Consider the following 25,938-nt stretch of genomic DNA (forward strand, 5'->3'; position numbering starts at 1 on the left):
CCCCCATATGGACATTTTATCTGTTAACTACATTACGCTTGTTCAATGGCAATGATTCAGCACAAATCTTGAACTTTTGCAGATTATGGCGGGCGTCGACAAGCGCGTCGTGATTTCCCTCCGGCAACTTAGGCAAGTGCGGACGACCGGCCATCTCCCAATACTGTTTCAACTCATGGGTATATCGCGGCAGCTCCTTAGGCAACCCACGCATATCCCCCCACAGTTGAGCCAGAACCACATGGTCATACGCCCCTACCCATGCCCACAACTCAGTGTTACCGGGTGCAGAAGTCAAAAACTCATAGACTTCCTGCCGAATTATCGCATTGCTTTTCCACAACGAACTCGACGGATTAGGCATTTTATCTAAGACATTGTCGCGCACCCATTTGTTCGCACGTGAATGATCTGCGTCAGTCGACACCGCGTAATACTCACGGCCGTCCTCACACACAATTCCAATCGAGACAAGATCGATCGTCTCTCCGTCTTCGATAAACTCAGTATCATAAAAAAACCGCACAGATGCTCACATTCACAAAAGGTGTTGGATAGCTCTCAGACCCTAGACTATCCAACACCTACACCACTAAGCGCCTTCAGGGTATCCCTTACCCGCAGCAAGCGACTTTTTGACATCGACCGCATACAAATCGACATACTGCTGACCTGTCAGATCCGCAAGAATCTGCATCACATGATCCGTAAAAAAGCGCATTGCTTCATAGGAATCTGGGTCATAACCAGCATCGCTCACAAAGGCACGTGGACTAATAGCCTCACCAACTTTAATAATCACCTTGTGCGGTCGTGGTACCCACGTTCCAATAGGATTCGCATCCCGAGAACCAATCATCGCGATCGGAACAACGACCACGTCAGTGTCGAGAGCAATGCGAGCCATTCCCGTCTTGCCACGATAGATACGTCCATCAGGAGATCGAGTACCCTCTGGATAGATTCCAAAAAGATCCCCGCGGTTAAGAACCATACGCGCCGTTTTTAGGAGATCATCACCAGCGCTTTTCGACGTCCTGTCGATAGGAACCTGCCCCACCGCAGTAAAAAACCAACGCTGCAAAGAACCGATAAATCCAGGAGTTGTAAAGTACTCCTGCTTGGCGGGAAATGTGATCTGCCGTGGCGACATCAATGGCAAATAGAACGAATCCATAACAGCCTGATGGTTTGAGGAAAGGATAGCTGGGCCCTCAGCGGGAATATTTTCTAGCCCATGAATCTCAGGACGGTTGTACACCCGAAGAATAGGCCCCCACAAAATGTTCTTAAACGTCCAATACCATTTGTTATGCATGGCTTCATCCTTATTTTTCCGAGCCGAATGTGCTAACACGATGAACTCAAGCTAGACGCGATGCCGAGCCAGATCAGATACCCCGATCATACCGGCATCGCCGCCTAATTCGGCACACACCACCGTCGGAAGAGGACGATACCCAGCCCCGACAATCTGCTGTGCCATGTGCTGGGTAGCCTTATCCAAGAACAAATCGCTTGATGTGGACAACCCGCCACCAATCACAATTTGCCCCGGATCCAAAACATCACACACGATAGACAGGGCTCGGCCCATCCATTCTGCAAAATCGTCAAAGACCTCAATGGCAAAAGCATCACCTTGGCGAGCAGCCTCAGTCACAGTTTTCCCGCTCAATGTGCCTGATCGATACGCTGCAGCGACCATAGAGTCACGACCACGATCAGCATCGAGGAGCTCACGCGCTGTCGCTTCAATAGCAGTACCCGAGCAATAACGTTCCAAACATCCACTCTTACCGCAGGAGCATTGCCGACCTTGAGGAACAACTGTGAGGTGACCGAACTCAGGAGCCGTACCAAAAGCACCGCGGTAAATCTCACCCTCGTGCATCAGTGTGGCACCGATACCAGTGCCAACCGCGAACAAGACCCAGTTGCGCGAACCACGTGCAGCACCAAAACGGTACTCTCCCCACGCTGCGGAATTCGCATCATGCTCGAGACGAACGGGAAGTCCCAACACGTTTTCTAATTCCGCACGCACTGGACGATCACGCCACGGCAGATGAGGAGCGAAGCGAACGATTTCACAATCAGGATCCAAAAAACCTGCAACGGCAAGCCCTACAGCAGAAACCTCGTACTTTTCCCGCAATTGAGCTACCAGAGAGATAATGCCTTTTTCCAGAGCTTCAGAAGTTTTAGGGGTAGGAACCGAAACGGAGTCGATGATCAAACCGGAATCCGTCACCGCCGCTGCTCGCATATTGGTTCCACCGATGTCGAATCCGACAGTGACAGATTCTGACATATTCGTCATTGTTTCGCCTCGTTAATGGTAGACAACAGCGGTCGCCACAATGGCACAAGCCATAGCTTTCCAAGTATATCGGCGACGCGGCAGAACTTCACAACGCAGCAGCCACGAGGCCGCACTAATTCATCACAATTAGAGAACTAAAGACTTCAACCGAGCACCCATAATCTCCCAAGTCCAATGGTCAACTACATGCTGACGGCCGGCGCATCCCATCGACACAAGCGCAGCTGGCTGCTTCAAAAGGTCGACGATGGAGTTAGCTACCCCGACCGGATCTCGACCATTAACCACAACACCGGATGCAGACGTCACAGTTTCTGGTGCTCCCCCAGAATCACCTGCGATCACCGGAATCCCACATGCTTGAGCCTCCAAAAAGACAATTCCCAGCCCCTCAACGTCAAGCCCACCTCCGCGAGTGCGACACGGCATAGCAAACACATCAGCACCACGCAGGATCATACCCATTTTTTGCTCAGATACCCGCCCCTCAAAAGAGATACGCGAGCCCGCCTTTTGATCACGCCCCGCTAATCGACGTAGTTTCCCTTCCATGCGCCCCTCCCCCACAATCACCAGTCGCGCATCAGGACAATGCTGAACTATCTCTGGGAACGCCTTGATAAGCGTATCTTGGCCTTTACGCGGCACCAATCGAGAAGTGCACACAATCACCTTGTCTTCTTCCGCCCAGCCCAATTGATCACGTAGCCCGAACTTTAGTTTTTCATCCACAGGATAAAAGCGTTCGATATCAACCCCCGAGGGCAAATGAACAAATCTCGGATGCTGACCAAAAGCACTCCGGAACCTTCGCAATGTGTAGTCCGAAATATAGGTCACCACATCGGAATGCTTACCAATAAAACGCAACACACTACGCGCACCTGGAACCATCGACCACCCAACCTCATGACCATGAGTAGTAGAGATGATTTGAATTGCCCCCGCAGCCCTAGCAGCAGGAGCCAACACAGCTAGCGGTGCCGCAGCCCCAAACCAAACCGTCGATACGCCTTCACTTTTAATCAGATCGACCATCAGCTTTTTCACCTGAGGTGTCGGCAGCATCAGTTTATTCGGGTATCGAACTACCTTATAAGGAACGCTCTTATCAAATTCCCGCGCTGCCACCGGATCTTGTGTGGACGCAAAAACCACAACATCTTCAGGCGGCAAAAGAGCCACAAAATCCCGCAGATAGGACTGAATACCTCCCACAGTAGGAGGAAAATCGTTGGTAACTAATATCAGCCTTGGCACGCCAACACTGTAGCAAACTGCTAGTAACGACGCGCCCCATAAATCGGCATAGAATTAACCGGAACAACTTGCACCGGAATGCCATAATCCGAAGCATGAACCAACATGCCATTACCGGCATAGATACCCACGTGCGTAGCTCCAGGGAAATAACCAACAACGTCCCCAGGTTGAAGATCATTAATCGACACTGGCGTGCCACCAGCCATCTGAGCCTGCGAAGTTCGAGGAAGTGTCTTCCCCTGCTGCTGATAAGACCAATACACTAGCCCAGAGCAATCAAACTGCGACGGCCCAGCAGAACCCCAGCCGTAGGGCGAACCCAGCTTCGACATAGCCGATTCAAGCGCACTCATACCCGAAGGCGAGCCCGCCACACCATCCAAGTTGTAAGCAACTGGACCATTCTTATCAATCCAACGCTGACGATCCGCGGCGTTCAACGATTCCACGCGGCGACGAAGATCCTCAGAGATTCGCTTGAGCTCCTCTTGTTCTTGCACCAACTGACGATGTTTCTTTTCTAACTCAGATTGCTTGAACTTAGACTCCGCAATCGCCATCGTGGCCTCATTACGACGATCAGCAGCATCCTTAGTGACTGCACCCAAGCGAGCCACCGTATCATTTGCCTTCTGAGACAACGTTGCCAAATACGCCGTGCGATCAATCGCGTTCTGGGGATTTCGCGCAGCAAATGCACTCGTAAGCGGATCCGTGAGCGCGCCCCGATAACGTGATAGAGCCAAACGATTAACTACCTGTCGCGATTCACGTTCGGTCGCAGCCGCTTGCTCAGCCTGAGCAGTCAGGTCAGCCGCCCACTGATTGAGTTCCCCTAGCTTGGCCTGTCCTTCTTCCAGCCCTACCTCTAACTGCTTAACTTCTTCGTTCTTCTCATTAGCGCGGCGGGAAGTGTCACCCATCGATGCGATGAGATCATCCACGGGATCCGCTTGAGCAATCCCTTGTGGTGCAACGACCTCAGCTGTGCCTCCTAATAACAGCGAAGCCGACATAAAAGTTGAAAGCATGACCCTATGAGTCATTTTTGAAAAAGCCACGAACGGTCCCCGATATCTACACAGTCTTAAGTATCTTAAGCGATTCTCTCACTATAGACATGCCATCATCATTGTGGCTAGTCCCAAGAGTTCTACATAAAAGATAAAGGTCCCAGCATATGCTGAGACCTTTGATCCAACTGCTTCTTTAGTAACGCACTGCGCTATAGAAAGGCATGTAATCGATAGGGGTTTCCGACAAAGGGGTACCTTCCGTCAACGCATGGATAACCGTTCCATTGCCAGTGTAAATACCCACATGGGATGCACCAGAGTAGAAAGCGATAATGTCGCCTGGCTGAAGATTTTCACGAGAAACCTGCATACCGCCGGCTGCCTGAGCGTAGGAGGTACGAGGAATACTCTTGCCAACCTGCGCATAAGCCCATGAGGTCAAGCCTGAGCAGTCGAAAGCGTTCGGTCCAGCCGCACCCCAAACGTAAGGGCTGCCGATACGAGAGCGAGCGGCATCCACAACTGCCTGACCGTTGCTCGCTATTGGAGCTCCGACAAGCGCCGAGTAGTTAGCAGGCGCACCCTGGCCTGCCAAGGATGGGATCCACTGATCAGAACCAGGAACGTTTGCAATTCCAGGAACGTTTTCAATACCAGGAACCTCGAAACGGATACCGGTGTTTGGAACAACAACTTCAGCTGCCTGAGCCGGCATTGAAAGCGTAGCTGCGGCACCTACAACTGCAGCGGAAGTAGCCACTGCCTTGCGTGCGGTTGAGTTATCGTTACGGCGATGCTTAGCCACGGAGATTCTCCCAATCTTCGAGGTCGTCCTTTTTAGCGGACCCTCCAACGATCCTAAAATCATCAGAGGTATTGACCTTTTCAAGTTATCTAAGTCGTGCGGCCCATCGTTCGGGCTCAATTTCAATGTCTCGATTAGGTTACGAAAGTACAACGGGCTTGTCTAGCAAAAATACGCAACGAGCTGTTATCAAACCGTAATTTAAAGAAATAGAGACTTTCCTTAATGTTTTATAAGTGGTTCGCCCTTTGTAACGATTTGTTATAAAACCGCCCCCTTTTTAACCAACTGACCTGCACAAACAGAAAACTGAGACACAAACACTACCATCGTCAAAGTCCCCACCATCAGCACTACCGCCAATCTAAAAATAAGTTAATGTGCGTTCTGTCACATTTTTGTAATGTTACTCGAATTCAGTGCCATAACGCACGATTACATTCCCATAGCAACGCGGTCTCCGATGGATTTTGACGCATCACCGACTCCCTTTCCGATGCATCATTGGAATCACTTTTACCATCAGAAACACTTGATGTTTTCATCAGCTATGAGATTCTCCTCATTTACACGACGAGACTGTCTCCTATATATAAGGAAGCCACATATTTCTAGCCAGTAGATCGAACACTTGTGAAGCGCTGTCTACGGCTAAGAACGACGCTACATGCCTATATATAGGAGGAAAATACAAAGAAGGGGCGTTGATGGATTCCACTTGCGTGAAATCTTGCACCAACGCCCCTTTTTCGAGACTCTAGCGAAACAATCTATACAGAATTAGTCTTCTTCGACTCCATCTTGTGCACGGTTGTTCTTCTGCAGATTCTTGTACATTGCCATTTCTTCAAGATGGTTTTCGTGCTCGATCTCTGCATACTTAGCGGCGAGGCTGTCATTGTCTGGGGTGAAGTAACCACCACGGCCTGGTTCGCCACCAAAGCCGAGGTCGTTAAGCTGCTTCGGCACTGGAGCGCCAGCGTATGGCAGTGGCACTGGGTGACCGTGCTCGTCGACTGGGCCAAGTGGCTGGTGTACCTCAACGAATGCACCGTTTGGCATGATCTTGATAACACCAGTCTCAATACCGTGCTCAAGAACTTCACGATCAGAACGCTGCAAGCCAAGACAAATACGGTAGGTAATGAAGTATGCCAATGGAGGCAGTACAATCAAGCCGATACGGCCGACCCAGGTCATTGCGTTCAGTGAGACTTCGAAGTGGTAAGCGAACAAGTCGTTACCGCCAGACAGCGTGAGCAGGAAGTAGAAGACAATAGCCATCACACCGAGCGAAGTACGTACTGGAACGTCACGTGGACGCTGCAGCAAATTGTGGTGAGCGTCGTCGCCAGTAATCTTCTTCTCGATGAATGGGTATCCGACCAGCAGACCAACCAGAACACCACAGAGAAGTGCAACCCAGAAAGCGCCAGGAATTGTGTAGTGGCCGATGTAAAGCTCCCATGCAGGCATGACACGAGCAGCGCCGTCAGTCCACAGCATGTAAATATCTGGCTGGGAACCAGCAGAAACCTGGGATGGGTTGTATGGACCAAGGTTCCAAATAGCGTTGATGGAGGTAAGACCAGCCAACAGTGCCAGCACGCCCAAGGTAACCAATCCGAATGAAGAGGTTTCCAGGATGAAGACTGGGAGAATTCGAACACCTACGACGTTGTTCTCAGTGCGACCTGCACCTGGGAATTGGGTGTGCTTCTGGTACCAAACAAGAGCCAAGTGAGCTGCGATCAAACCGAGGATAATGCCTGGAATGATGAGAACGTGGGCGATGTAGAAGCGATCCAGCATCAAATCAGATGGGAAGTCACCACCGAAGATGAGCCAGTGGAGCCACGTACCAATGATTGGCAGAGCCAAAATGATCGCAGACATAATACGCAAACCAACGCCGGAAAGGAGGTCGTCTGGTAGCGAGTAGCCCATGAAACCCTCAGCCATACCAAGGAACAACAGCACACAGCCGATGATCCAGTTAGCTTCACGAGGACGACGGAAAGCGCCGGTAAAGAAGATGCGAAGCATGTGGACCGTCATGGAGACCATGAAGGTCAACGCTGCCCAGTGGTGCATCTGACGGATGAACAATCCGCCGCGAACTTCGAAGGAGAGGTTCAGTGCGGTCTCGTAGGCACGAGACATTTCGACACCGTTAAGTGGCAAGTATGCACCATCGTAAATCACCTTGGTGATTGATGGATCGAAGAACAAGGTCAGATAAACACCGGTCAGCAGCAAAATAATGAAGCTGTACAGTGCGATTTCACCAAGCATGAATGACCAGTGCGTTGGGAAAACCTTGTTGATCTGTCGACGGATACCCGAAGCCGCGGTGTAACGCGAATCAATGTTGTTGCCGATTTCGGCTAGTTTGTTGCTCATGAACGACGCTCCCAGAATGCTGGGCCGACAGGCTCAATGAAGTTGCCTGCGGCGACGAGGTAACCCTCTTCGTCAACGGTAATCGGCAGCTGTGGCAACGCACGTGCGGCTGGGCCGAATACTGGCTTGCCGTAGTGCAATGCATCAAACTGCGACTGGTGGCACGGGCACAAAATTCGGTTGGTTTGAGCTTCGTACAAAGAAGTTGGGCAACCAATGTGCGTGCAGATCTTTGAGTATGCGTAGTAATCGCCGTAGTGGAAGTCTTCCTGTCCCTCACGTTCGATTACCTTATTTGCGTCACTGTTACGCAAACGGATCAACATAACAGCGTTACGTGGGCCGTGGATAGAGTGCATCTGCTCTTCATAAACATCAGCGCTGGCATCATACTTATCACCATCGTTGACGAATTCTTCTGGCAATGGGAACACGGTCTCCATAGCCGCTGCAGCCAAATCTTCAGGACGCATACGAACCAAGCGGGACACGCCTTGGGTGCTGTAGTGAGTACCAACAGACGTTTCGTGCTTCTCAGCTGTAACGCCGGTGTCACGACCTAGGTAAAGCTTGACGCCTTTTTCATGCAAGGTCCAGCCGGAAGTCCACAAGGTGCCGTCACCTTGAATACCGAGCTCACCCTTCTTCCAAGGGTTCTTCACCATGCCACCAAGCGGAGCAATAATGGTAAGACCTGCGAGAACACCACCGATGCCGAGCATGGACTTCAATACCTTGCGACGACCCAAGGTGGAGGTTTCCCAAGAGTCATTCAGCAGAGCCGTGATCGTGCGGCGGTCGATCTCCTCAGATGGACCATCGTGACGGCGCTGAACAGAAATCTCAGAAGGAATGATCTTCTTGATGTAGAAGATCACGCCGATGCCTAGCGATAGAATCGCAAGACCCGAGGTAAGACCAAGCAATGGAGTGTAGAAGGTGTAAATCCACAGGCCATCTTCACCTAGCCCCTTGTACTCCCATGGCATGAAGAGATAAACAGCAAGGAAAGCAAGGGCGGAAACGATGCCAATACCGAACCAGATTCCAACGGTGCGAGAGGCACGCTTAGATGCAGGGTCGCCTTCGACTGGGAAGCGCTCCTTGCGGTAAGCAACGGTAACGCCATCAAGTTCAGTGCCGAGACGAGCGAGTTCCTCGTTCGACATTGCGTCCAATTCTTTGGAGGTGTAATTCATTTCAGGTTTATTGCTCATGAGCGCGATCCAATCCACATGGCAGCGGCCACCAAGACCACGATTCCAACAAGCCACATCATCATGCCCTCGGTCACAGGACCAAGACCACCGAGGTTCCAACCACCTTGGCTAGGGGTTTCTTTTGCCGACTTGATGTAGGCGATGATGTCTTTCTTCTCGTCTGCAGAAAGCTGGCGATCCGAGAACTTCGGCATGTTTTGCGGACCGGTAAGCATTGCCTGGTAGATTTCCTGCTCATTAGCTGGATCTAGAACCGGGGCGTACTTACCACTGGAAAGAGCACCACCACGACCGGTGAAGTTGTGGCACGATGCACAGTTCAAACGGAAGAGATCGGAGCCGCGAGCGACATCGGCTGGATCGATTCCATCTTTGTAGTTGGCACCACGTAGTGACTCCATGGCTACCGAACCGTCTTTGTTGTAAACGATAGATGGGCCGCCACCATTAGCTTCGACGTAAGCAGCAATCGCTAGAGTCTGAGCCTCGGAGTATCGAGGAGTCTTTCGCTTTGCTTGTGCCTCATTACGGAGCATTGGCATACGGCCAGAGTGAACCTGGAAATAGGTTGCACCGGAGCCAACACCAATGAGTGAAGGGCCGCGGTCCTTCACACCTTGAAGGTTTGCACCGTGACAGGTGATACACGCAACGTCGTAGAGATCCTTACCTTCTTGGATAAGGGCCTGCTCGTCTTGCTGCGCGGTGGCAACCTGTGCATCTGGAGTTACTGCGTTGACCAAAATGCCTGCACCGGTCAAACCGATTGCAAGAGCCATAGCGCCAGCAGCCGTACGACGGAATTTACGGCGTGCCCTGACTTTCTTGGCGTTGGTCATCGACTTCTCGGCAGCGCCTGAGTCGATTGGGTTAGGGGTGGTTTCCATCATTTCCCTTAGAGTCTCGAATACGGAAATTGAGGGTCTTAGTTTTTCTTGCGGTTATGCAAGGTGATGTTGCAACAACGGTGAGTTACTGAATGAAGTAAATCGTGATGAACAGACCAATCCACACGACGTCAACGAAATGCCAGTAGTAAGAGACAACCATGGCTGCGGTTGCCTGCGCTGGCGTAAACTTTGACTTAGACAGTCGGAGCAAAACCACGACGAAGGCCAACGCACCGGCAAGAACATGTGCCGCGTGGAAGCCAGTCGTGATAAAGAACGACGATCCATAGACACTACTCTGGATGGTCATACCGTGCTCTACCAAGTGGAAGTACTCATAGGCCTGACCGACCAAGAAGATCGCACCCAACAGGATGGTCAAGGAGAACCAGCGGCGGACACCGAATACGTCACCACGCTCTGCTGCGAACACACCAAACTGAGCCGTCACAGACGACGAAACCAGGATGATTGTAATCACCAAAGCATAAGGAACGTTGAGGTGGTGTGCACCCTCCTTCCACGAACCATTACCGATACCGTTTGCACGCGAGGTGAAGTACATCGCGAACAAGCCGGCAAAGAACATCAATTCCTGAGACAGGAACACAATCGTGCCGACACTAACCATATTGGGTCGGTTAAGTGCCGCAACACGTTGTGGTGCTGCCATATCTTTATTTCCAATTGCGCTCGTCACGCTAATAAGTATGGTCTTTTGATTGGCCTAAGTCACTTTTTGCCCCCGCAACTTTAGTTTGCTGGTAGGCGCAATATTTTGTTAGTGATGCAAACTTGATTTCAAAATTTTTTAGAAATTTCCGGGAACTTTTTACCATCAACATCCGACGCGCTATTTTCGCAGGTCACAGGGGTTGAATTATGGTCCACATTTTACAAACGTTCCCCCTATCTTCCGCCGATGCAACTGAGTGTGATTATTTTGCAAAAATCTACGAGTTCATATGTGGGTTATCTCACATCGAGAAGGGTGGATTATCGGCCGGCTACAACTTTTGATCGAACCCCCACCACCTGCACAAATCTCATCGCCAATAGCCGGTAAATACCTAATTCAAATACTGTGGGAAATATTTCTCCGGTTTCCGGGAACTTTTTACACCACCCCGCCGACAGCAACTTCTTAACCCTATTTCGTCACTATACGAAAATAGAAAAGGCTAGTGCCACCCTCTAGCAGGGATAGCACTAGCCAGAACTAGCGTTAAGAAAAGCTCTTAGTGCTTTTCCTTAGGAATTCCGTACTGCAGATTCAGCATGGTGGTCGTGTAGATCAACAAAACAGCACCGATCGCAATCAACCAGTAGTGCATGTAAACGATACCGAAACCAAGCACCGCAATAGCTCCACTCATAGCCAATGGCCAGATAGAACTTGGGCTGAAGAATCCCAAGGTGCCTGCCGCATCAGCGACTTCAGCTTCTTCCCAGTCCTCAGGAAGAACGTCAATTCGATTCTCAGTGAAGTGAAGGTAGCCGCCCAGCATGACCGTGAGCAAAGTACCCAAGATCATGCAGACTCCGCCTGCCCACTCGTAGCCAACCATGTAGCCAGAATCTTCAACGTGCATGGTGGCGAAGAGGTAAATGATCGCCATGATGGCAAGGAAGGTTGCCATCGAGTACATGATCTTTGATGTAGCCTTCATGTTCTCTTACTTCTCCTTATTAATTACGCCGCAGCGGTATCGTCGAAGTTCTCGCCATCACGCGTAGCGCGCTCCGAGTTGAATGGGTGGGTGCTGGTTGCGTATGGAGCCTCACCGATCGACTTCAAAGCCTCCGAGTTGGTTGCCTGTGGGTTGTCGTTACGGAACTTGAGGTACTGAGCAAATTTCTCAGGAGATACAACGCGGATTTCGAAGTTCATCATTGCGTGGTAGGTACCGCACATTTCTGCACAACGACCCACGAATGCGCCTTCCTTTTCAATCTTCTCGATCTGGAACCTACGCTGCTGCTTGTTCTGCTCTGGGTGGTTGTAGGCGTCACGCTTGAAAAGGAACTCAGGAACCCAGAAAGCGTGGGATACGTCTGCAGAAGCTAGATCGAATTCAACCGGAGTATTGGAAGGAAGAACCAAAACTGGAATTTCTTCAGAGGTACCCAAGGTTTCGATCTTATTGAAGTGAAGGTAGGAGGTATCCGTCTTGGAACGTCCGTTGATTGGGTTCGGGTTGTCGCCGCCCTGATCGACTTTAGTCTTCTCAGCTGCTTCCTGACGCTTCTCGTCGGTACCAACATAATCGGAACCGGTTGGGGAAAGCTCACCGGCAACCTTGGCGTATCCGAACTTCCAGTTCCACTGGTATCCGGTGACGTCAACAGTAACCTTTGGATCCTTGTCCATCGCCGTGACCTTGTCCTGGGTTTGCACCGTGAAGAAGAACAATGCCATAACAATGATGATTGGGACGATGGTAAGCACAAGCTCCAATGGGATGTTGTACTGAGTCTGGCGTGGGAATTCATCCTTACCAGCCTTCTTTGCGCGCTTTGCGCTCCATGAGAACATGCCATAGATAAACAGGCCCCACATGATAAAGCCGATAATCCATGCCGTTACCCAAACCCAAACCCAAAAGTTGTACATCGAGGTAGCTTCTGGGGTAATGCCCTTTGGCCACCCGAATCCCAAAGCGGTACCCAATGGGCCGCCTGGAGCCTCAACGTCACAACCCGCAAGAGCTAGGCCACCAAAACCGATGACGCTGCCAAGCAGAGCCTTACGGACTGTGCCACGCTTTTCCTGCTGTTCCACGCGCGTTTGCCTTCCTGTCGCACTAGTTCTTGAGACACCCCGCTACTCTCCCCCACACAGTAAATGCGCAGAAGATCACACAGAGGTCTATCTATATATAGCGAGGATAGTCGATACTCACTTCTTTTCCTTAATAAATAACAACGGCTTCCCCCGCCATTTTCATGGGATTTTGCCGGAAATCGGCGGTTTTTACCTCTTTGCCCTAACGCAACGAAGTTTCACCTGCTTTTTACGTGATAGATGTCACATTGATTTTCGGCGATATCATCCAAACGTATAACCACCCCCGCGGGATCACCCACTTGGTTGAATTATTCACCCATTGTTCCCTCATTACGCGGTAGCGATTCAATCCCCCATCGCAGTTTCGGGGTAACGTAAGACAATCCGGAAGTTACCAATAGACGAGGAGGATCTGCTCACATGTGTGGACTTCTAGGCATGCTCTCCAGCACAGGACAGGCCAGTAAGTATGTAGCTGCTATAGAAAGTGCTTTGCCGTGCATGCACCACCGAGGCCCTGACGAAGCAGGTACTTGGCATGACGACCATGCAGTTTTTGGCTTTAATCGCCTGTCGATCATTGATCTCGAGCATTCTCACCAGCCCTTACGATGGGGGCCTGAAGGCGAGCCCGACCGTTATGCCATGACTTTTAATGGCGAGATCTACAACTACGTAGAGCTACGAAAAGAACTTCAAGACCTCGGCTACACCTTTAACACTTCAGGCGACGGCGAAACTATTGCTGTCGGTTTCCACCACTGGGGAGCAGATGTAGTTCTCCACTTGCGCGGAATGTTTGGTATTGCAATTTGGGACACCAAAGAGCAACGCCTGTTCTTGGCCCGCGATCAATTTGGCATCAAGCCGTTGTACTTTGCCACCACCGAAGCTGGCACCGTTTTCGCCTCGGAGAAAAAGTGCATCTTGGACATGGCAGATGCCATTGATCTAGATCTGGGGCTTGACCAACGAGCCATCGAGCACTATATCGATCTCCAATACGTTCCAGAGCCTGAGAGTCTTCATCAGCACATTCGACGCTTGGAGTCTGGTTGCTTTGCTTTCGTTTCTCTTGGAGGACGTGTCGAACAGACTCGTTACTTCCGTCCCCAGTTCCCGGCACAAGAGTTTCCAAAGGACAAGGAACAAGACCTCTTCGATCGAATTGCCAAGGCCCTAGAAGATAGCGTCGAAAAGCACATGCGTGCCGACGTCACTGTCGGATCCTTCCTTTCTGGGGGCATCGACTCCACTGCGATCGCAACTTTGGCAAAACGCCACAATCCCAACCTCTTGACATTCACCACTGGATTCGAGCGTGAGGGTTACTCAGAAGTTGATGTCGCCGCAGAATCAGCTGCCGCCATTGGCGTCGAACATATCGTTAAGATTGTCTCCCCCGAGGAATATGCCAATGCCATTCCTCAAATCATGTGGTATTTGGATGATCCAGTAGCCGATCCTTCCCTAGTCCCACTATTCTTCGTTGCCCAAGAAGCCCGTAAGCACGTCAAAGTTGTGCTGTCAGGCGAAGGAGCAGACGAATTGTTTGGTGGGTATACCATTTACAAAGAGCCCCTATCACTTGCTCCATTTGAAAAGATTCCTTCCCCACTACGCCGAGGTCTTGGCAAAGTCGCCGAAGTTTTCCCTGAGGGCATGCGTGGTAAATCCTTGCTCCAACGAGGTTCGATGACGATGGAAGAGCGTTATTACGGAAACGCTCGTTCCTTCAATTTTGATCAAATGAAGCGCGTTATCCCATGGGCTAAGAAAGAATGGGATCACCGCGAAGTCACCGCACCGATCTATGCACAGTCCGAGCACATGGATCCAGTTGCACGAATGCAGCATTTGGATCTTTTCACGTGGATGCGCGGCGATATTCTCGTCAAGGCTGACAAGATCAACATGGCTCACTCTTTGGAGCTTCGCGTCCCATTCTTAGACAAAGAGGTATTTGCGGTTGCTGAAACCATCCCTTATGACCTCAAGATTGCTAACGGAACGACCAAATATGCGTTGCGTAAGGCCATGGAACAAATCGTTCCGCCGCACGTGCTGCACCGCAAGAAGCTCGGATTCCCAGTCCCTATGCGCCACTGGCTAGCCGGCGATGAGCTGTTCGGTTGGGCTCAAGACACCATCAATGAGTCGATGACCGACCAATACTTTGACAAGGCAGCAGTCTTAGCCATGCTCAATGAGCACAAGAATGGTGTATCTGATCATTCCCGCAGGCTATGGACAGTCCTTGCCTTTATGATTTGGCACGGTATTTTCGTCGAGCACCGCATTGATCCAGGCATCGAGAAACGCGATTATCCTGTGTATCTATAAGCGATAGCTTGCTAAGCAACCCCCATATAAAAAGATCCCGCTAGTCTCCTAGAAAAAGTAACGGAGAACTAGCGGGATCTTTTTATTTACGTTTAGTTAAACGAATCACCACAAGCGCAAGAGCCTGTAGCGTTCGGATTATCAATGGTAAAGCCTTGGGATTCAATCGTGTCAGCAAAGTCGATCGTCGCACCAGCAAGATAAGGCACCGACATCTTGTCAACGACTAGGCGAACGCCGCCGACCTCATCAAACTTATCTCCGTCGAGGTCACGATCATCAAAATAAAGCTGGTAACGCAAACCAGCGCAGCCACCTGGCTGAACCGCGATGCGCAGCGAAAGGTCGGTACGACCCTCCTGCTCCAGCAAAGCTTTAGCTTTTGCAGCAGCAGCATCGCTCAAAATAACGCCTGTATTGGAAGCAGGTGCAGTCATGTTTCTCCTTCAATTTTTATAGCTCCGGTGTTGAAAAATATTTTGCAACACCGTGGGTAGAACCTAGGGTATCGCACCTTGGTGCATGATCGCACAATGCAGTTACCGATGCTGGTACCAACGGCGTACCCCCAATGTTTATTCCGCACTGATTCTCTGCTCCCATATCTGGCTGGTCTGTTCCACTTTTCGGCTGATTGCTTGTAGCCTAGAACCCGTGAAAACCCCAAGTGACAATTCCCCTGAATCACCTGAAGCTCAAAGCGCTTCTGTATTGCACGATTCTAAGGCATATACCCCAAAGAAGGGACGCCCTACTCCGACGCGTAAAGAAGCAGAGATTCACGCTGGATCCTTCCGTTCTCGTTATTCCCCCAACGAAACGTGGAATGAGGATCGCAAAAAGCGTAAAGAGCTCAAAGCTTCTATGACCAAAGAAGAGTGGAAGGCTTACAAGAAAAAGCAGGCTGATGCTTCCAAGCAGAGGCGTCGCGAAGCCCAAAGGGCTATGGATAGTGGCGATGAGCGCTATCTGTTGCCTCGTGATCGTGGTGAAGAACGACGTTATATCCGCAACCTCGTGGATTCCAAGCGATACATCAATAACCTTATGATGCCTCTCGCCCTAGCCTTGCTCGTCGTTATGCTTTTCGGCAACAAGTTTCCTGCCGTCACCGCAATGATTTCCACCGGCGCTCTCGTCGTAATCTTGGTTTTCCTTTTGGAAGGTATTTTGCTTGGTCGCAAGGCCGCACGCATGGCTCGTGAGAAATTCCCGCATACCTCTGAATCTGCGTTCTCTCTCGGATTCTATGCCTATGGTCGCGCAACACAGCCACGCCGCTGGCGCACTCCAAAGCCACAGGTCAATATCGGAGATAAGGTTTCCTAAATGCTCACGCTGGTGTTGGGCGGAGCACGCTCGGGAAAATCGGCGTTCGCGGAACAGCTCGTGGGGACACGATCGTGCCTCTACGTGGCCACGGCGCGTCCTTTCGAGGGAGAATTCGACGCAGACTTTCGTTCTCGGATTGCCACACATGTCGAGCGACGTCCTAAATATTGGGACACCGATGACCAACACGATCTCATCGAGATCCTTAAAAACGAGCAGCCAGATCACGACACACTACTGGTCGACGATCTTGGCACATGGCTCACACACATTCTTGACACTCATCAAGCATGGGACGACCCAGCTCAGTTAGTTTCTGCTGTGAGCGACGACCTCGTTGCAGTGCTTTCTGCTGCTGGCAAGAACCGAGACGTCATAGTGGTGAGCCCAGAAGTTGGAATGGGCATTATTCCTTCTCACCCAGCTGGTCGACGCTTTCGCGACTCTATCGGAAAAGTGAACGCTGCTGTGGCAGCCTGCTGCGACCGAGTGGTGCTCGTCGTTGCAGGATTGGCACTAGAGTTGAAACCCGTAAGTGACGACTAGTGCCAACAACTTTCATTATCTATTGCTCCACGCTTCAAGGAGATATCTGATGCAGCCTTCGGACTTTTTTCCAAAGATTGACTACCCAGATGAAGACCTAGCTCAGCAGGCTCGCGAGCTGCAACTTAATCTGACGAAACCTACGGGGTCATTATCGCGGCTTGAGGATCTTGGTGTGTGGTTGTCTTCATGCCAAGGTCAGGTTCCACCGCATCATATTTCCCGCCCTCGCATGGTAATTTTTGCAGGTGACCATGGCATCGCATTAAATAGCGTATCGCCCTACCCCATTGAAGTATCGCTGCAGATGGCCGAAAATATCCGCAATGGCGGGGCCGGTATCAACGCGATTTCGAATGCTTCCGGAATCGGCGTGCGAGTTGCCGATATTTCACTGAACCACGATGTGGATGGCCCAGAGCGCGTCTCTCGGTCGTGCGGCTCTATCGATCATGAAGATGCGATGACCGAAGAGCAATTGGTGCGTGCCATTGAAATCGGTAAGTGTATCGCTGACGAGGAAATCGACGCTGGGGCCGATCTTCTTATGGCTGGAGACTTGGGCATTGGTAACACCACCCCTTCAGCTGTCATCATCGGACTTTTCACAAATCAAGAACCTGTTGTGGTTACTGGTCGCGGTTCTGGAGTAGACGATGAGGGATGGAAGCGCAAAGTCGCAGCCGTTCGCGATGCGATGTTCCGTGTGCGCAAACATCGCGATGATCCGCTAGCAATTATGCAGAAGGTAACCTCCCCTGAGCTGGTAGCTATGGGCGCTTTTATCGCTCAAGCTGCGGTGCGCCGCACCCCAGTTATTTTGGATGGTGTTGTTGTTACCGCATCAGCAATTTTGGCAGAGAACTTAGCCCCTGGTGCACGTAAGTGGATGCAGGCAGGACATCAATCAGCCGAACCCGCACATAAGTTCGCTTTAAGTTACTTGGGTCTAGAACCCCTACTCACATTGGGTCTTCGCTTGGGCGAAGGATCTGGTGCTGCTGCAGCCTTCCCATTGGTACAGATTGCCGCGCACATCATGACGGACATGGCAACGTTTGATGCTGCGGGTGTTTCTGGCAAAGGTGCAGTCCCTGCCAATCGCTCGATGAAACAGTAGTTTCTATATGTCTGGCAAAGCATCTTTTGTCGACGGTGAGCACGGGCCTGCGATTATCGAAGGCCCACTGACTGCGCTGAATTGGTTGACTATCTTGCCTGTTCCTAGTGCCACGGCATTCGATCGTGTCACAGGCGGACGCGTCATGGCATCTGTGCCCTTTATTGGCATTGTACTGGGAATTGTTGGCGGCGCTATCGCGTTCACTGCAACGTCGCTCGGGGTGGCGTCGATAGTCGCTGCCACGGTCATCGTGTGTTTTTGGGAACTGTTTACACGATTTATGCATCTCGATGGGCTTGCCGACGTCTCCGATGCTTTAGGTTCCTATGCACCACCTGCGCGTGCGCGTGAAATTATTGCCGACCCAGCAACGGGACTGATCGGTATGGGCGCATGCCTTATCTCAATTCTGATCCATATCAGTTCTTTCACTGCGCTTCTCGATGCTCGCCTCTGGTGGATGGTGATGATTACCCCGATGATCGGACGGTTTTGTGCCATCTTCGGGGCTCATTCATGTCTCAGCCCTATGAACCCCACTGGCTTTGGCGCAATGCTCATCGGCACAGTAAAAACGCGCACTATTATCGCGTGGTTATCCGTGCTCCTCGTTATATGCATCGGCGTTCCGCTCACCATGGATCGTAGCGAGCTGATCACCATTACCATCACAGGGTTGCTGTGCTCAGTAACTTTAACTTTGGTAGAAATTCGCCATATCCATCGCCGATTTGAAGGCATGAATGGTGATACCACCGGCTTTATCATGCATTCTGCGACTGCACTTTGTGCATTGGTCTTTGCCGTGGGCGTAGGCATAGTAGCTTAAAAACAGCAAGTAAAAAACGAGAGCCGACTCCCTCTGGATTGTATTCAGCAGAAGTCGGCTCACTCTCGTTATAGGAGAGAAATTACTTACACCTCAACGAGTGTGTGCATCCAACCGTGAGTGTCTGCAACGCTGCCACGTTGGATTCCGGTAAGTGCCTCACGTAGCTGCATGGTGATCGAACCTGCCTCGTTGTTGTTCACCAAGAACTCACCATGCGTGGACTTCACAGCTCCAACTGGGGTAATCACGGCTGCGGTACCGCAAGCAAATGCTTCGCTCATTGCTCCACTCGTAGCGGTTTCTTCCCATTCACCCTTAGACACCAATCGTTCTTCGGTGGTGTATCCAAGATCGCGAGCAACCTGAAGCAAAGAATCACGAGTCACACCAGCAAGCAGCGAACCGGACAGCTTCGGGGTAACCACGTGAGCCTGATCCCCTTCACCCATAACGAAGAAGAGGTTCATACCGCCCATCTCCTCGATGTAGTTGTGCTCGATAGCATCGAGCCATACCACCTGATCACAGCCTTTTTCTGCTGCTTGGGTTTGTGCGATGAGCGATGCTGCATAGTTTCCTGCGAACTTCGCGGCACCCGTACCACCAGGAGCTGCACGAACGTAGTCTTCAGACAGCCATACCGACACTGGCTTGATGCCACCAGAGAAATAGGCACCGGCTGGTGACGCAATAACAAAATAGCGGTAAGACTTCGAGGAATGAACACCCAACGTGGTCTCGGTAGCGATCATGAATGGGCGCAGATAGAGCGATTCCTCACCACCGGCGGCTGGAACCCAGTCGCGATCTACTGAGACAAGCTGCTGGATTGACTCGATAAAGACCTCGATAGGAAGCTCTGGCATAGCCAAACGCTGAGCAGAACGCTGGAAACGCGCCGCATTTGCTTCTGGGCGGAAAGTACGAATGGTGCCATCAGCATGGCGGTAGGCTTTCAGGCCCTCAAAAATTGCTTGTCCGTAGTGGAACACCGAGGCGGCAGGGTCCAAAGACACTGGTGCATACGGCTGAACCTGTGCATTGTGCCAGCCTTCAGATTCATTCCAGTCGATAGTGACCATGTGGTCGGTGAAATACTTGCCAAACCCTGGGTTGGCCACAATTTCTTGCACTTTGTCTGCTGGAGTTGGGTTCGGATGATCGATTTTCTTAAACGTAACAGAGCTCATGGACTTCAACGTACACCAGACATCCTCGCCTGCCATTGGCTAAGCTGGACAACACTAAAATTTTTCCTTGGCTTTGCGCCAACTACCAACTTTTGGAGGTAAATACCTGTGAGCGCACAGTTCTCACTGCCGGCGACCGGACTAGCTACTCAGCTCGAGCTGTCTAAGAAACTCCCCGAGGATATTGATGCCCTTGTCGTCCCAACGTTTAAGGGCGAGGACGGTCTCGAACTCGCAGCCAGCGGTTTGTTCGATGAAAATCTTGAGATTGCCATTTGGGATTTGCTCGTAGCCGTCGGGGCCACTGGTAAACACGGCGAAATTGTACGCATTCCTTCGATCGAAGGCATTGAGGCCGACTTCATCGTCGGCGTGGGATTGGGCGATAACGATTCGCTTGACGACGACACCCTGCGTCGTGCGGCTGGTGATGCAGCTCGAAGCTTGGCTGGTGTTCGTCACGTCGCTACAACGTTGGGAGCTTTCGGTCTGCAACCAGCTGTTGAAGGCTTCGCGTTGGGTGCTTATAACTACACCGGTGTGCGCTCAGAGCAAAAGAAGCCGCTGCCTTTGGCAAAGGTTACGTTCATTTCCCTCGGTGATAAAAAGGCTGCGAAAGAAGAATTCACCGCAGGCCAGATTATTGCGGAATCTGTCGCGTTGTGCCGCGACTTAGTCAATGCGCCTTCCTCCCATCTCTATCCAGAGTCCTACGCAGCGATTATCCAAGACACCGCCGAGAAATTCGGCCTCGGTGTAGAAATTTTGGATGAGAAAAAGCTGGAAAAGCAGGGCTTCGGCGGTATCTTGGCTGTGGGAACCGGTTCCTCTCGTAAACCTCGTTTGGTTCGGTTAACATGGGCGCCAAAGAAAGCCAATAAATCCATCGCGCTGGTGGGTAAAGGCATCACCTTCGATACCGGTGGAATTTCTCTCAAGCCAGGCGCTGGCATGGATGACATGATCTCCGATATGGGTGGCTCTGCCACCATGGTGGCCACGATCATTGCTGCGGCTCGTCTTGGCGTCAAACTCAATGTCACGGCGACTATTCCGTTGGCAGAAAATATGCCTGGTGGCAATGCTTTCCGCCCAGGCGATGTGATTACCCACTATGGCGGAATCACCTCAGAAATCCTCAACACTGATGCCGAGGGTCGCTTGGTGCTCGCGGACGCCATTGCACGCGCTAGCGAAGACAAGCCCGACTATTTGCTTAACGTCGCAACGCTAACCGGCGCTCAAATCGTAGCGCTCGGCGATCGCACCTCAGGTGTTATGGGCTCCGAAGAATTCCGTGATTCGGTGGCACTCACCGGGCGTACAGTTGGTGAGCCAGCATGGGCAATGCCGCTACCAGAGGAAATCGGCGAGGCAGTTAAGTCTCCTGTTGCGGACATTCGCAACATCACCGGATCTCGATCCGGCGGCATGATGGCAGCGGGCTGGTACCTCAGTCACTTTGTTGGCGAAGGCATTGAATGGGCACACGTCGATATTGCTGGCCCTGCTTACAACAAAGCAGGTGTTTACGGCTATATCCCTAAGCGCGCCACGGGCGTTCCGGTACGTACATTCGTGCAGGTGCTCTCTAACCTCGCTGAGCAGTAACACGTTATAAGAATAAAGTGGTCAAGGATGTCTAGTCCTTGACCACTTTATTTTATTTATTTGTTATTGAGATTCCCCGCGTTCGCGTTCTTTTTGTAGTTTTTCTCTACGCTCTCGCTGTTCCTCACGTTTACGTAGAATACGGTCCCGCTCAATTTTTTCGCGCATCCGCTGCGGGTATCCGGTTTCTTCCACGTCATAGACCGGTACTCCCAAAGTCGAACTGATCACATCTATGCCTTTTGGGCCTCCGATGCGGCGACGTGTGAATTCTCCAGTGATATCGACCAGTACTACGGACATTTCATTCACGATTGTTTCCGGTTCGACAAAAGCTTCCACAACAGCATGTGTGCTTACCCACTCTTGGAGGTAGCGAAGGTCGGCTTCCCGCACCGTTTCTCCAGGACCACGGGCAGGCTTGATGTTGGAACGAGGAGCTTTTCTGCCAAAAAGGTTGAACACAATCCACAATTCTAGGGGCAAAATCGCGATCTTGGGGCTATTCGAGTCACACTGTGCCGGACAAAACGGTATCCTCGTATGTTATTAAAGTTCTTAACACTCGACTTGCGAGGAGTCTTTACACAATGGCGCACTCCGTTGTAATGCCTGAACTGGGCGAATCCGTCACCGAAGGTACCATCACCCAGTGGCTGAAGTCCGTCGGTGACACGGTCACTGCCGACGAGCCGTTGCTCGAGGTATCTACCGACAAGGTCGACACTGAAGTTCCTTCGCCTGTCTCCGGTGTCTTGCTTGAGATCAAGTTTGAGGAAGATGACACCGTAGACGTCGGAGACGTTATTGCGATTATTGGCGAGGAAGGCGACGCTCCAGCAGCCAAGGAGGAACCAAAGCAGGAGGCTCCTGCAGAAGAGCCACAGCAAGAGGCACCAAAGGCTGAAGCAGCTGACTCCACCGATGTGGTCATGCCAGAACTCGGCGAATCCGTCACCGAAGGCACCATCACCCAGTGGCTGAAGTCCGTCGGCGACACCGTCGACGTCGACGAACCACTCCTCGAAGTCTCCACCGACAAGGTCGACACCGAAGTCCCATCCCCAGTCGCTGGCACCATCCTTGAAATCCTCTTCAACGAAGACGACACCGTCGACGTCGGAGATGTAATCGTTCGCATTGGCACCCCAGGATCTACACCAGCAGCCAAAGAAGAACCAGCCAAGGAGGAACCAAAGCAGGAGGCTCCTGCAGAAGAGCCACAGCAAGAGGCACCAAAGGCTGAGACAAAGAAGGAAGCTCCTGCCAAGACCGTCAGCAACGAGAACGTCCCTTACGTCACTCCGCTGGTCCGCAAGCTGGCTGACAAACACGGAGTTGACCTGACCACTGTTGAAGGCACTGGCATTGGCGGACGCATCCGCAAGCAGGATGTTTTGGCTGCCGCTGGTGTTGGCGCAGCCCCTGCAGCACAGGCCGCCCCTGCTACCCCAGTTTCTGCAGCATCCACCAAGTCCGTGGATCCAGAGAAGCAGAAGCTGATCGGCACCACCCAGAAGGTCAACCGTATTCGCGAGATCACCGCGCGCAAGACTGTGGAAGCACTGCAGATTTCTGCTCAGCTCACTCAGCTGCATGAGGTTGATATGACCAAAGTTGCGGAACTGCGTAAGGCCAACAAGCCAGCCTTCCAAGAAAAGCACGGTGTGAACCTCACCTACCTGCCGTTCTTTGCAAAGGCAATTGTTGAGGCTTTGGTTGCTCACCCGAACGTCAATGCGTCCTACAACGCTGAGACCAAGGAAATGACCTACCACGCTGATGTCAACCTCTCCATCGCCGTTGATACCCCAGCTGGTCTGCTCACCCCTGTGATCCATAAGGCTCAAGAGTTGTCCTTGCCTGAGCTAGCTAAGGCAATTGTCGACTTGGCTGACCGTGCTCGTAACAACAAGCTCAAGCCGAATGACCTCTCCGGTGGCACCTTCACCATTACCAATATTGGTTCTGAGGGCGCTCTCAGCGATACCCCAATCTTGGTTCCACCACAGGCAGGAATCTTGGGCACCGGCGCTATTGTTAAGCGTCCAGTAGTCATCACAGAAGACGGCATCGATTCGATTGCTATTCGCCAGATGGTCTACTTGCCATTGACCTACGATCACCAGATCGTCGATGGCGCTGATGCGGGTCGTTTCTTGACCACCATCAAGGATCGCCTCGAGACCGCCAACTTCGAAGGTGACCTCGAACTCTCCTAGTTCGTAGCACGCTTTACAAACGCCTAGTGGTAGGCCTTGCTCTCACGACAAGGTCTGCCACTAGGCATTTCGCTTTATCTCCAGTGCTTCCGTAACAACGGACTATAGTGTGATCCATGACTGCTGTTCGAGATCCGTTCTTTCCAGCCGACCAATCCATCCGCGCTTCCCGCACCCCCATCGAAGTCCGCGAACTTGGGCAAATGGATTATCAACGCGCATGGGATCTCCAAGCAGAGTTGAACAAGCAACGTCAACGCGACGAAATCGATGATGTCATTCTTGTTCTAGAGCACCCCAGCATTTACACCGCAGGCAAGCGTACACAGCCCTCTGATCGTCCACAGAACGGTCTACCGGTTATTGATGTAGACCGCGGAGGTCGGATCACGTGGCATGGCCCAGGGCAGCTGGTGATGTACCCAATCATCAAACTCGCCGAACCTATCGATGTTGTCGATTATGTTCGCCGCGTAGAAGAAGCCCTCATCCACGTCATCCGCACTCATGGGATCCCCAACGCTGGGCGTATCGACGGCCGCTCAGGTGTGTGGGTTCCAGGAAAGACTCCGGAAGAACACCGTAAGGTAGCAGCTTTAGGTATCCGCATTGCTGGTGGCGTGACCATGCACGGTTTGGCCCTGAACTGTGACAATACGACTGAGTTCTATGATTACATCGTTCCGTGTGGTATCTCTGATGCTGGGGTGACCACGATGACGCAAGAAGTGGGAAGCGATGTCACTCCCGCGTCAATGATCGCTCCTCTGTTAGCTGCTCTCGATGATGCATTTGCAGGCCGATTGGTGGTGGCCGATCATAGTTTTGCTTCGGCTCCGGACCCTACGAAGATTCCACGACACCCCTAATTGCAGATACGACAACAAATTAAGGGGTGCTTCTTGCTGGTTGTTTAGGTCCGTGTCGACGACCACAGCAATCACGAGTACTCTGCAAAGGGTGACTAAAGCACCCGAAGGACGCAGAATGCTCAGAGTTGAGGCGCGCAACTCGCAGACCCCCATCGAGAGCAAACCACGTTGGATCCGCACCGCTGTAAAAACTGGCCCTGAATATCAGGACATGAAAAAGAAGGTGTCTGGCGCAAGCCTGCACACCGTATGCCAAGAAGCCGGCTGCCCTAATATCCACGAATGCTGGGAGTCGCGTGAGGCTACCTTCTTGATTGGTGGAGCTAACTGCTCGCGCCGTTGCGATTTCTGTCAGATTAATTCTGCTAAGCCCGAACCGCTCGATCGCGATGAGCCACGTCGTGTCGCAGAATCGGTACGCGAAATGCAGCTGAATTACTCGACCATTACTGGTGTGACCCGTGACGATCTTGAAGATGAAGGCGCTTGGCTATATGCAGAAGTTGTTCGCAAGATTCATGAGCTCAATCCCCACACCGGCGTAGAAAACCTCACCCCTGATTTCTCCGGCAAACCTGACTTGTTGCAGGAGGTTTTCGAGGCTCGTCCCGAAGTTTTTGCGCACAACCTCGAAACGGTTCCTCGCATCTTCAAACGGATTCGTCCCGCATTCCGCTACGAGCGTTCCTTGGACGTAATCCGCCAAGCTCGCGATTTTGGATTAGTTACCAAATCCAACCTGATCTTGGGTATGGGTGAAACTGTCGACGAAATCCGTGATGCATTGGTTGATCTACACTCGGCAGGTTGCGACATCATCACGATTACCCAGTATCTTCGCCCTGGTCCGATGTACCATCCCATCGACCGTTGGGTAAAACCTGAGGAATTTATCGATCACGCCGAATTTGCGCGTGAACTTGGATTTGGTGCTGTTATGTCGGGGCCATTGGTGCGTTCTTCCTATCGTGCCGGAAAGCTTTATTCCGAGGCTCTCGCGGCTCGCGGTGAGTCCTTGCCAGAAAACTTGGCTCATTTAGCCACGACTGCCGATGGCAGTACTGCACAAGAAGCAAATACCTTGTTGGAAAAGTACGGTCCTTCCCAAGACACCCCTGTGGTGTCGTCGAAGGCTTAAGACAGTTATAAGGGCGAG

24 protein-coding genes are annotated in these 25,938 nt (G+C 51.7%); 9 read left to right on the plus strand and 15 right to left on the minus strand.

Going from position 1 to position 25,938, the window contains the following annotated elements:
* Positions 1-16: 16 nt before the first annotated feature.
* The 12 genes from CIP100161_RS08150 to ctaC all read right to left on the minus strand — a co-directional run bounded on the left by CIP100161_RS08150 (position 17) and on the right by ctaC (position 12,705).
* Positions 17-526: a polyadenylate-specific 3'-exoribonuclease AS gene (locus tag CIP100161_RS08150; RefSeq protein WP_155873473.1), complete on the minus strand. Its 510-nt coding sequence runs from the start codon at positions 524-526 to the stop codon at positions 17-19.
* Between the two features lie 66 nt (positions 527-592).
* On the minus strand, positions 593-1,318 hold the full coding sequence (locus CIP100161_RS08155) for a lysophospholipid acyltransferase family protein (RefSeq protein WP_155873475.1): 726 nt from the start codon (positions 1,316-1,318) through the stop codon (positions 593-595).
* Positions 1,319-1,369: 51 nt separating this feature from the next.
* Positions 1,370-2,323: an ROK family protein gene (locus CIP100161_RS08160; RefSeq protein WP_155873477.1), complete on the minus strand. Its 954-nt coding sequence runs from the start codon at positions 2,321-2,323 to the stop codon at positions 1,370-1,372.
* A gap of 129 nt (positions 2,324-2,452) precedes the next feature.
* Complete coding sequence (locus tag CIP100161_RS08165) at positions 2,453-3,586, minus strand: glycosyltransferase family 4 protein (protein WP_155873479.1); 1,134 nt, start codon at positions 3,584-3,586, stop codon at positions 2,453-2,455.
* Between the two features lie 20 nt (positions 3,587-3,606).
* Entirely contained in the window at positions 3,607-4,650 is a 1,044-nt protein-coding gene (locus tag CIP100161_RS08170) for a C40 family peptidase (RefSeq protein ID WP_155873481.1), read from the minus strand.
* Positions 4,651-4,798: 148 nt separating this feature from the next.
* A complete protein-coding gene (locus CIP100161_RS08175; RefSeq protein ID WP_155873483.1) occupies positions 4,799-5,410 on the minus strand; it encodes a C40 family peptidase in 612 nt (203 codons plus the stop codon).
* A gap of 780 nt (positions 5,411-6,190) precedes the next feature.
* On the minus strand, positions 6,191-7,813 hold the full coding sequence (gene qcrB / locus CIP100161_RS08180) for a cytochrome bc1 complex cytochrome b subunit (protein WP_155873485.1): 1,623 nt from the start codon (positions 7,811-7,813) through the stop codon (positions 6,191-6,193).
* Complete coding sequence (qcrA, locus tag CIP100161_RS08185; RefSeq protein ID WP_155873486.1) at positions 7,810-9,030, minus strand: cytochrome bc1 complex Rieske iron-sulfur subunit; 1,221 nt, start codon at positions 9,028-9,030, stop codon at positions 7,810-7,812. The genes qcrB and qcrA overlap by 4 nt, the downstream gene beginning before the upstream one ends.
* Positions 9,027-9,923, minus strand: a complete 897-nt coding sequence (gene qcrC, locus CIP100161_RS08190) for a cytochrome bc1 complex diheme cytochrome c subunit (protein ID WP_174775776.1) — start codon at positions 9,921-9,923, stop codon at positions 9,027-9,029. The genes qcrA and qcrC overlap by 4 nt, the downstream gene beginning before the upstream one ends.
* Positions 9,924-10,005: 82 nt before the next feature.
* Positions 10,006-10,623: an aa3-type cytochrome oxidase subunit III gene (gene ctaE, locus CIP100161_RS08195; protein WP_155873488.1), complete on the minus strand. Its 618-nt coding sequence runs from the start codon at positions 10,621-10,623 to the stop codon at positions 10,006-10,008.
* A gap of 538 nt (positions 10,624-11,161) precedes the next feature.
* Positions 11,162-11,593 (minus strand): aa3-type cytochrome oxidase subunit IV, encoded by a 432-nt coding sequence (ctaF, locus tag CIP100161_RS08200; protein ID WP_003852216.1) that lies wholly within the window; start codon positions 11,591-11,593, stop codon positions 11,162-11,164.
* A gap of 23 nt (positions 11,594-11,616) precedes the next feature.
* Positions 11,617-12,705 carry an aa3-type cytochrome oxidase subunit II gene (gene ctaC, locus CIP100161_RS08205; protein ID WP_155873490.1) on the minus strand — a complete coding sequence of 363 codons (1,089 nt, stop codon included), beginning with the start codon at positions 12,703-12,705 and terminating at the stop codon, positions 11,617-11,619.
* A gap of 426 nt (positions 12,706-13,131) precedes the next feature.
* Here ctaC and asnB point away from each other — a divergent pair, with 426 nt between their 5' ends.
* Entirely contained in the window at positions 13,132-15,054 is a 1,923-nt protein-coding gene (gene asnB, locus CIP100161_RS08210; RefSeq protein WP_155873491.1) for an asparagine synthase (glutamine-hydrolyzing), read from the plus strand.
* Positions 15,055-15,146: 92 nt separating this feature from the next.
* Here asnB and CIP100161_RS08215 read toward each other — a convergent pair whose 3' ends face one another.
* Positions 15,147-15,491, minus strand: coding sequence for a HesB/IscA family protein (locus CIP100161_RS08215; RefSeq protein ID WP_155873493.1), 345 nt, complete (start codon positions 15,489-15,491; stop codon positions 15,147-15,149).
* A gap of 217 nt (positions 15,492-15,708) precedes the next feature.
* On the opposite strand from CIP100161_RS08215, the gene CIP100161_RS08220 reads away from it, so the two are divergent.
* Genes CIP100161_RS08220 through CIP100161_RS08235 form a run of 4 tightly spaced genes read left to right on the plus strand, consistent with a single transcriptional unit; the run spans position 15,709 to position 18,884 of the window.
* On the plus strand, positions 15,709-16,383 hold the full coding sequence (locus CIP100161_RS08220; RefSeq protein ID WP_155873495.1) for a DUF3043 domain-containing protein: 675 nt from the start codon (positions 15,709-15,711) through the stop codon (positions 16,381-16,383).
* Entirely contained in the window at positions 16,384-16,932 is a 549-nt protein-coding gene (gene cobU / locus CIP100161_RS08225) for a bifunctional adenosylcobinamide kinase/adenosylcobinamide-phosphate guanylyltransferase (RefSeq protein WP_155873497.1), read from the plus strand.
* 49 nt (positions 16,933-16,981) lie between these two features.
* Entirely contained in the window at positions 16,982-18,052 is a 1,071-nt protein-coding gene (cobT, locus tag CIP100161_RS08230; RefSeq protein ID WP_155873499.1) for a nicotinate-nucleotide--dimethylbenzimidazole phosphoribosyltransferase, read from the plus strand.
* Between the two features lie 7 nt (positions 18,053-18,059).
* Positions 18,060-18,884, plus strand: coding sequence for an adenosylcobinamide-GDP ribazoletransferase (locus tag CIP100161_RS08235; RefSeq protein ID WP_155873501.1), 825 nt, complete (start codon positions 18,060-18,062; stop codon positions 18,882-18,884).
* A gap of 86 nt (positions 18,885-18,970) precedes the next feature.
* Here CIP100161_RS08235 and CIP100161_RS08240 read toward each other — a convergent pair whose 3' ends face one another.
* Positions 18,971-20,077, minus strand: coding sequence for a branched-chain amino acid aminotransferase (locus tag CIP100161_RS08240; RefSeq protein ID WP_166443194.1), 1,107 nt, complete (start codon positions 20,075-20,077; stop codon positions 18,971-18,973).
* 108 nt (positions 20,078-20,185) lie between these two features.
* Between CIP100161_RS08240 and CIP100161_RS08245 the strand changes: the two genes are divergently transcribed.
* A complete protein-coding gene (locus tag CIP100161_RS08245; protein WP_155873505.1) occupies positions 20,186-21,688 on the plus strand; it encodes a leucyl aminopeptidase in 1,503 nt (500 codons plus the stop codon).
* A gap of 63 nt (positions 21,689-21,751) precedes the next feature.
* Here the strand turns inward: CIP100161_RS08245 and CIP100161_RS08250 are convergent, their stop codons facing one another.
* A complete protein-coding gene (locus CIP100161_RS08250; protein WP_155873507.1) occupies positions 21,752-22,153 on the minus strand; it encodes an oxidoreductase in 402 nt (133 codons plus the stop codon).
* Between the two features lie 125 nt (positions 22,154-22,278).
* On the opposite strand from CIP100161_RS08250, the gene sucB reads away from it, so the two are divergent.
* The 3 genes from sucB (at position 22,279) to CIP100161_RS08265 (ending at position 25,920) form a co-directional block, all read left to right on the plus strand.
* Entirely contained in the window at positions 22,279-23,910 is a 1,632-nt protein-coding gene (gene sucB, locus CIP100161_RS08255; protein ID WP_155873509.1) for a 2-oxoglutarate dehydrogenase, E2 component, dihydrolipoamide succinyltransferase, read from the plus strand.
* Between the two features lie 116 nt (positions 23,911-24,026).
* Positions 24,027-24,779 carry a lipoyl(octanoyl) transferase LipB gene (gene lipB, locus CIP100161_RS08260; protein ID WP_155873511.1) on the plus strand — a complete coding sequence of 251 codons (753 nt, stop codon included), beginning with the start codon at positions 24,027-24,029 and terminating at the stop codon, positions 24,777-24,779.
* 91 nt (positions 24,780-24,870) lie between these two features.
* Entirely contained in the window at positions 24,871-25,920 is a 1,050-nt protein-coding gene (locus tag CIP100161_RS08265) for a lipoyl synthase (protein ID WP_155873513.1), read from the plus strand.
* Positions 25,921-25,938: the final 18 nt, after the last annotated feature.

The sequence above is a fragment of the Corynebacterium rouxii genome, assembly GCF_902702935.1.
In the GTDB taxonomy this organism is placed as follows: domain Bacteria; phylum Actinomycetota; class Actinomycetes; order Mycobacteriales; family Mycobacteriaceae; genus Corynebacterium; species Corynebacterium rouxii.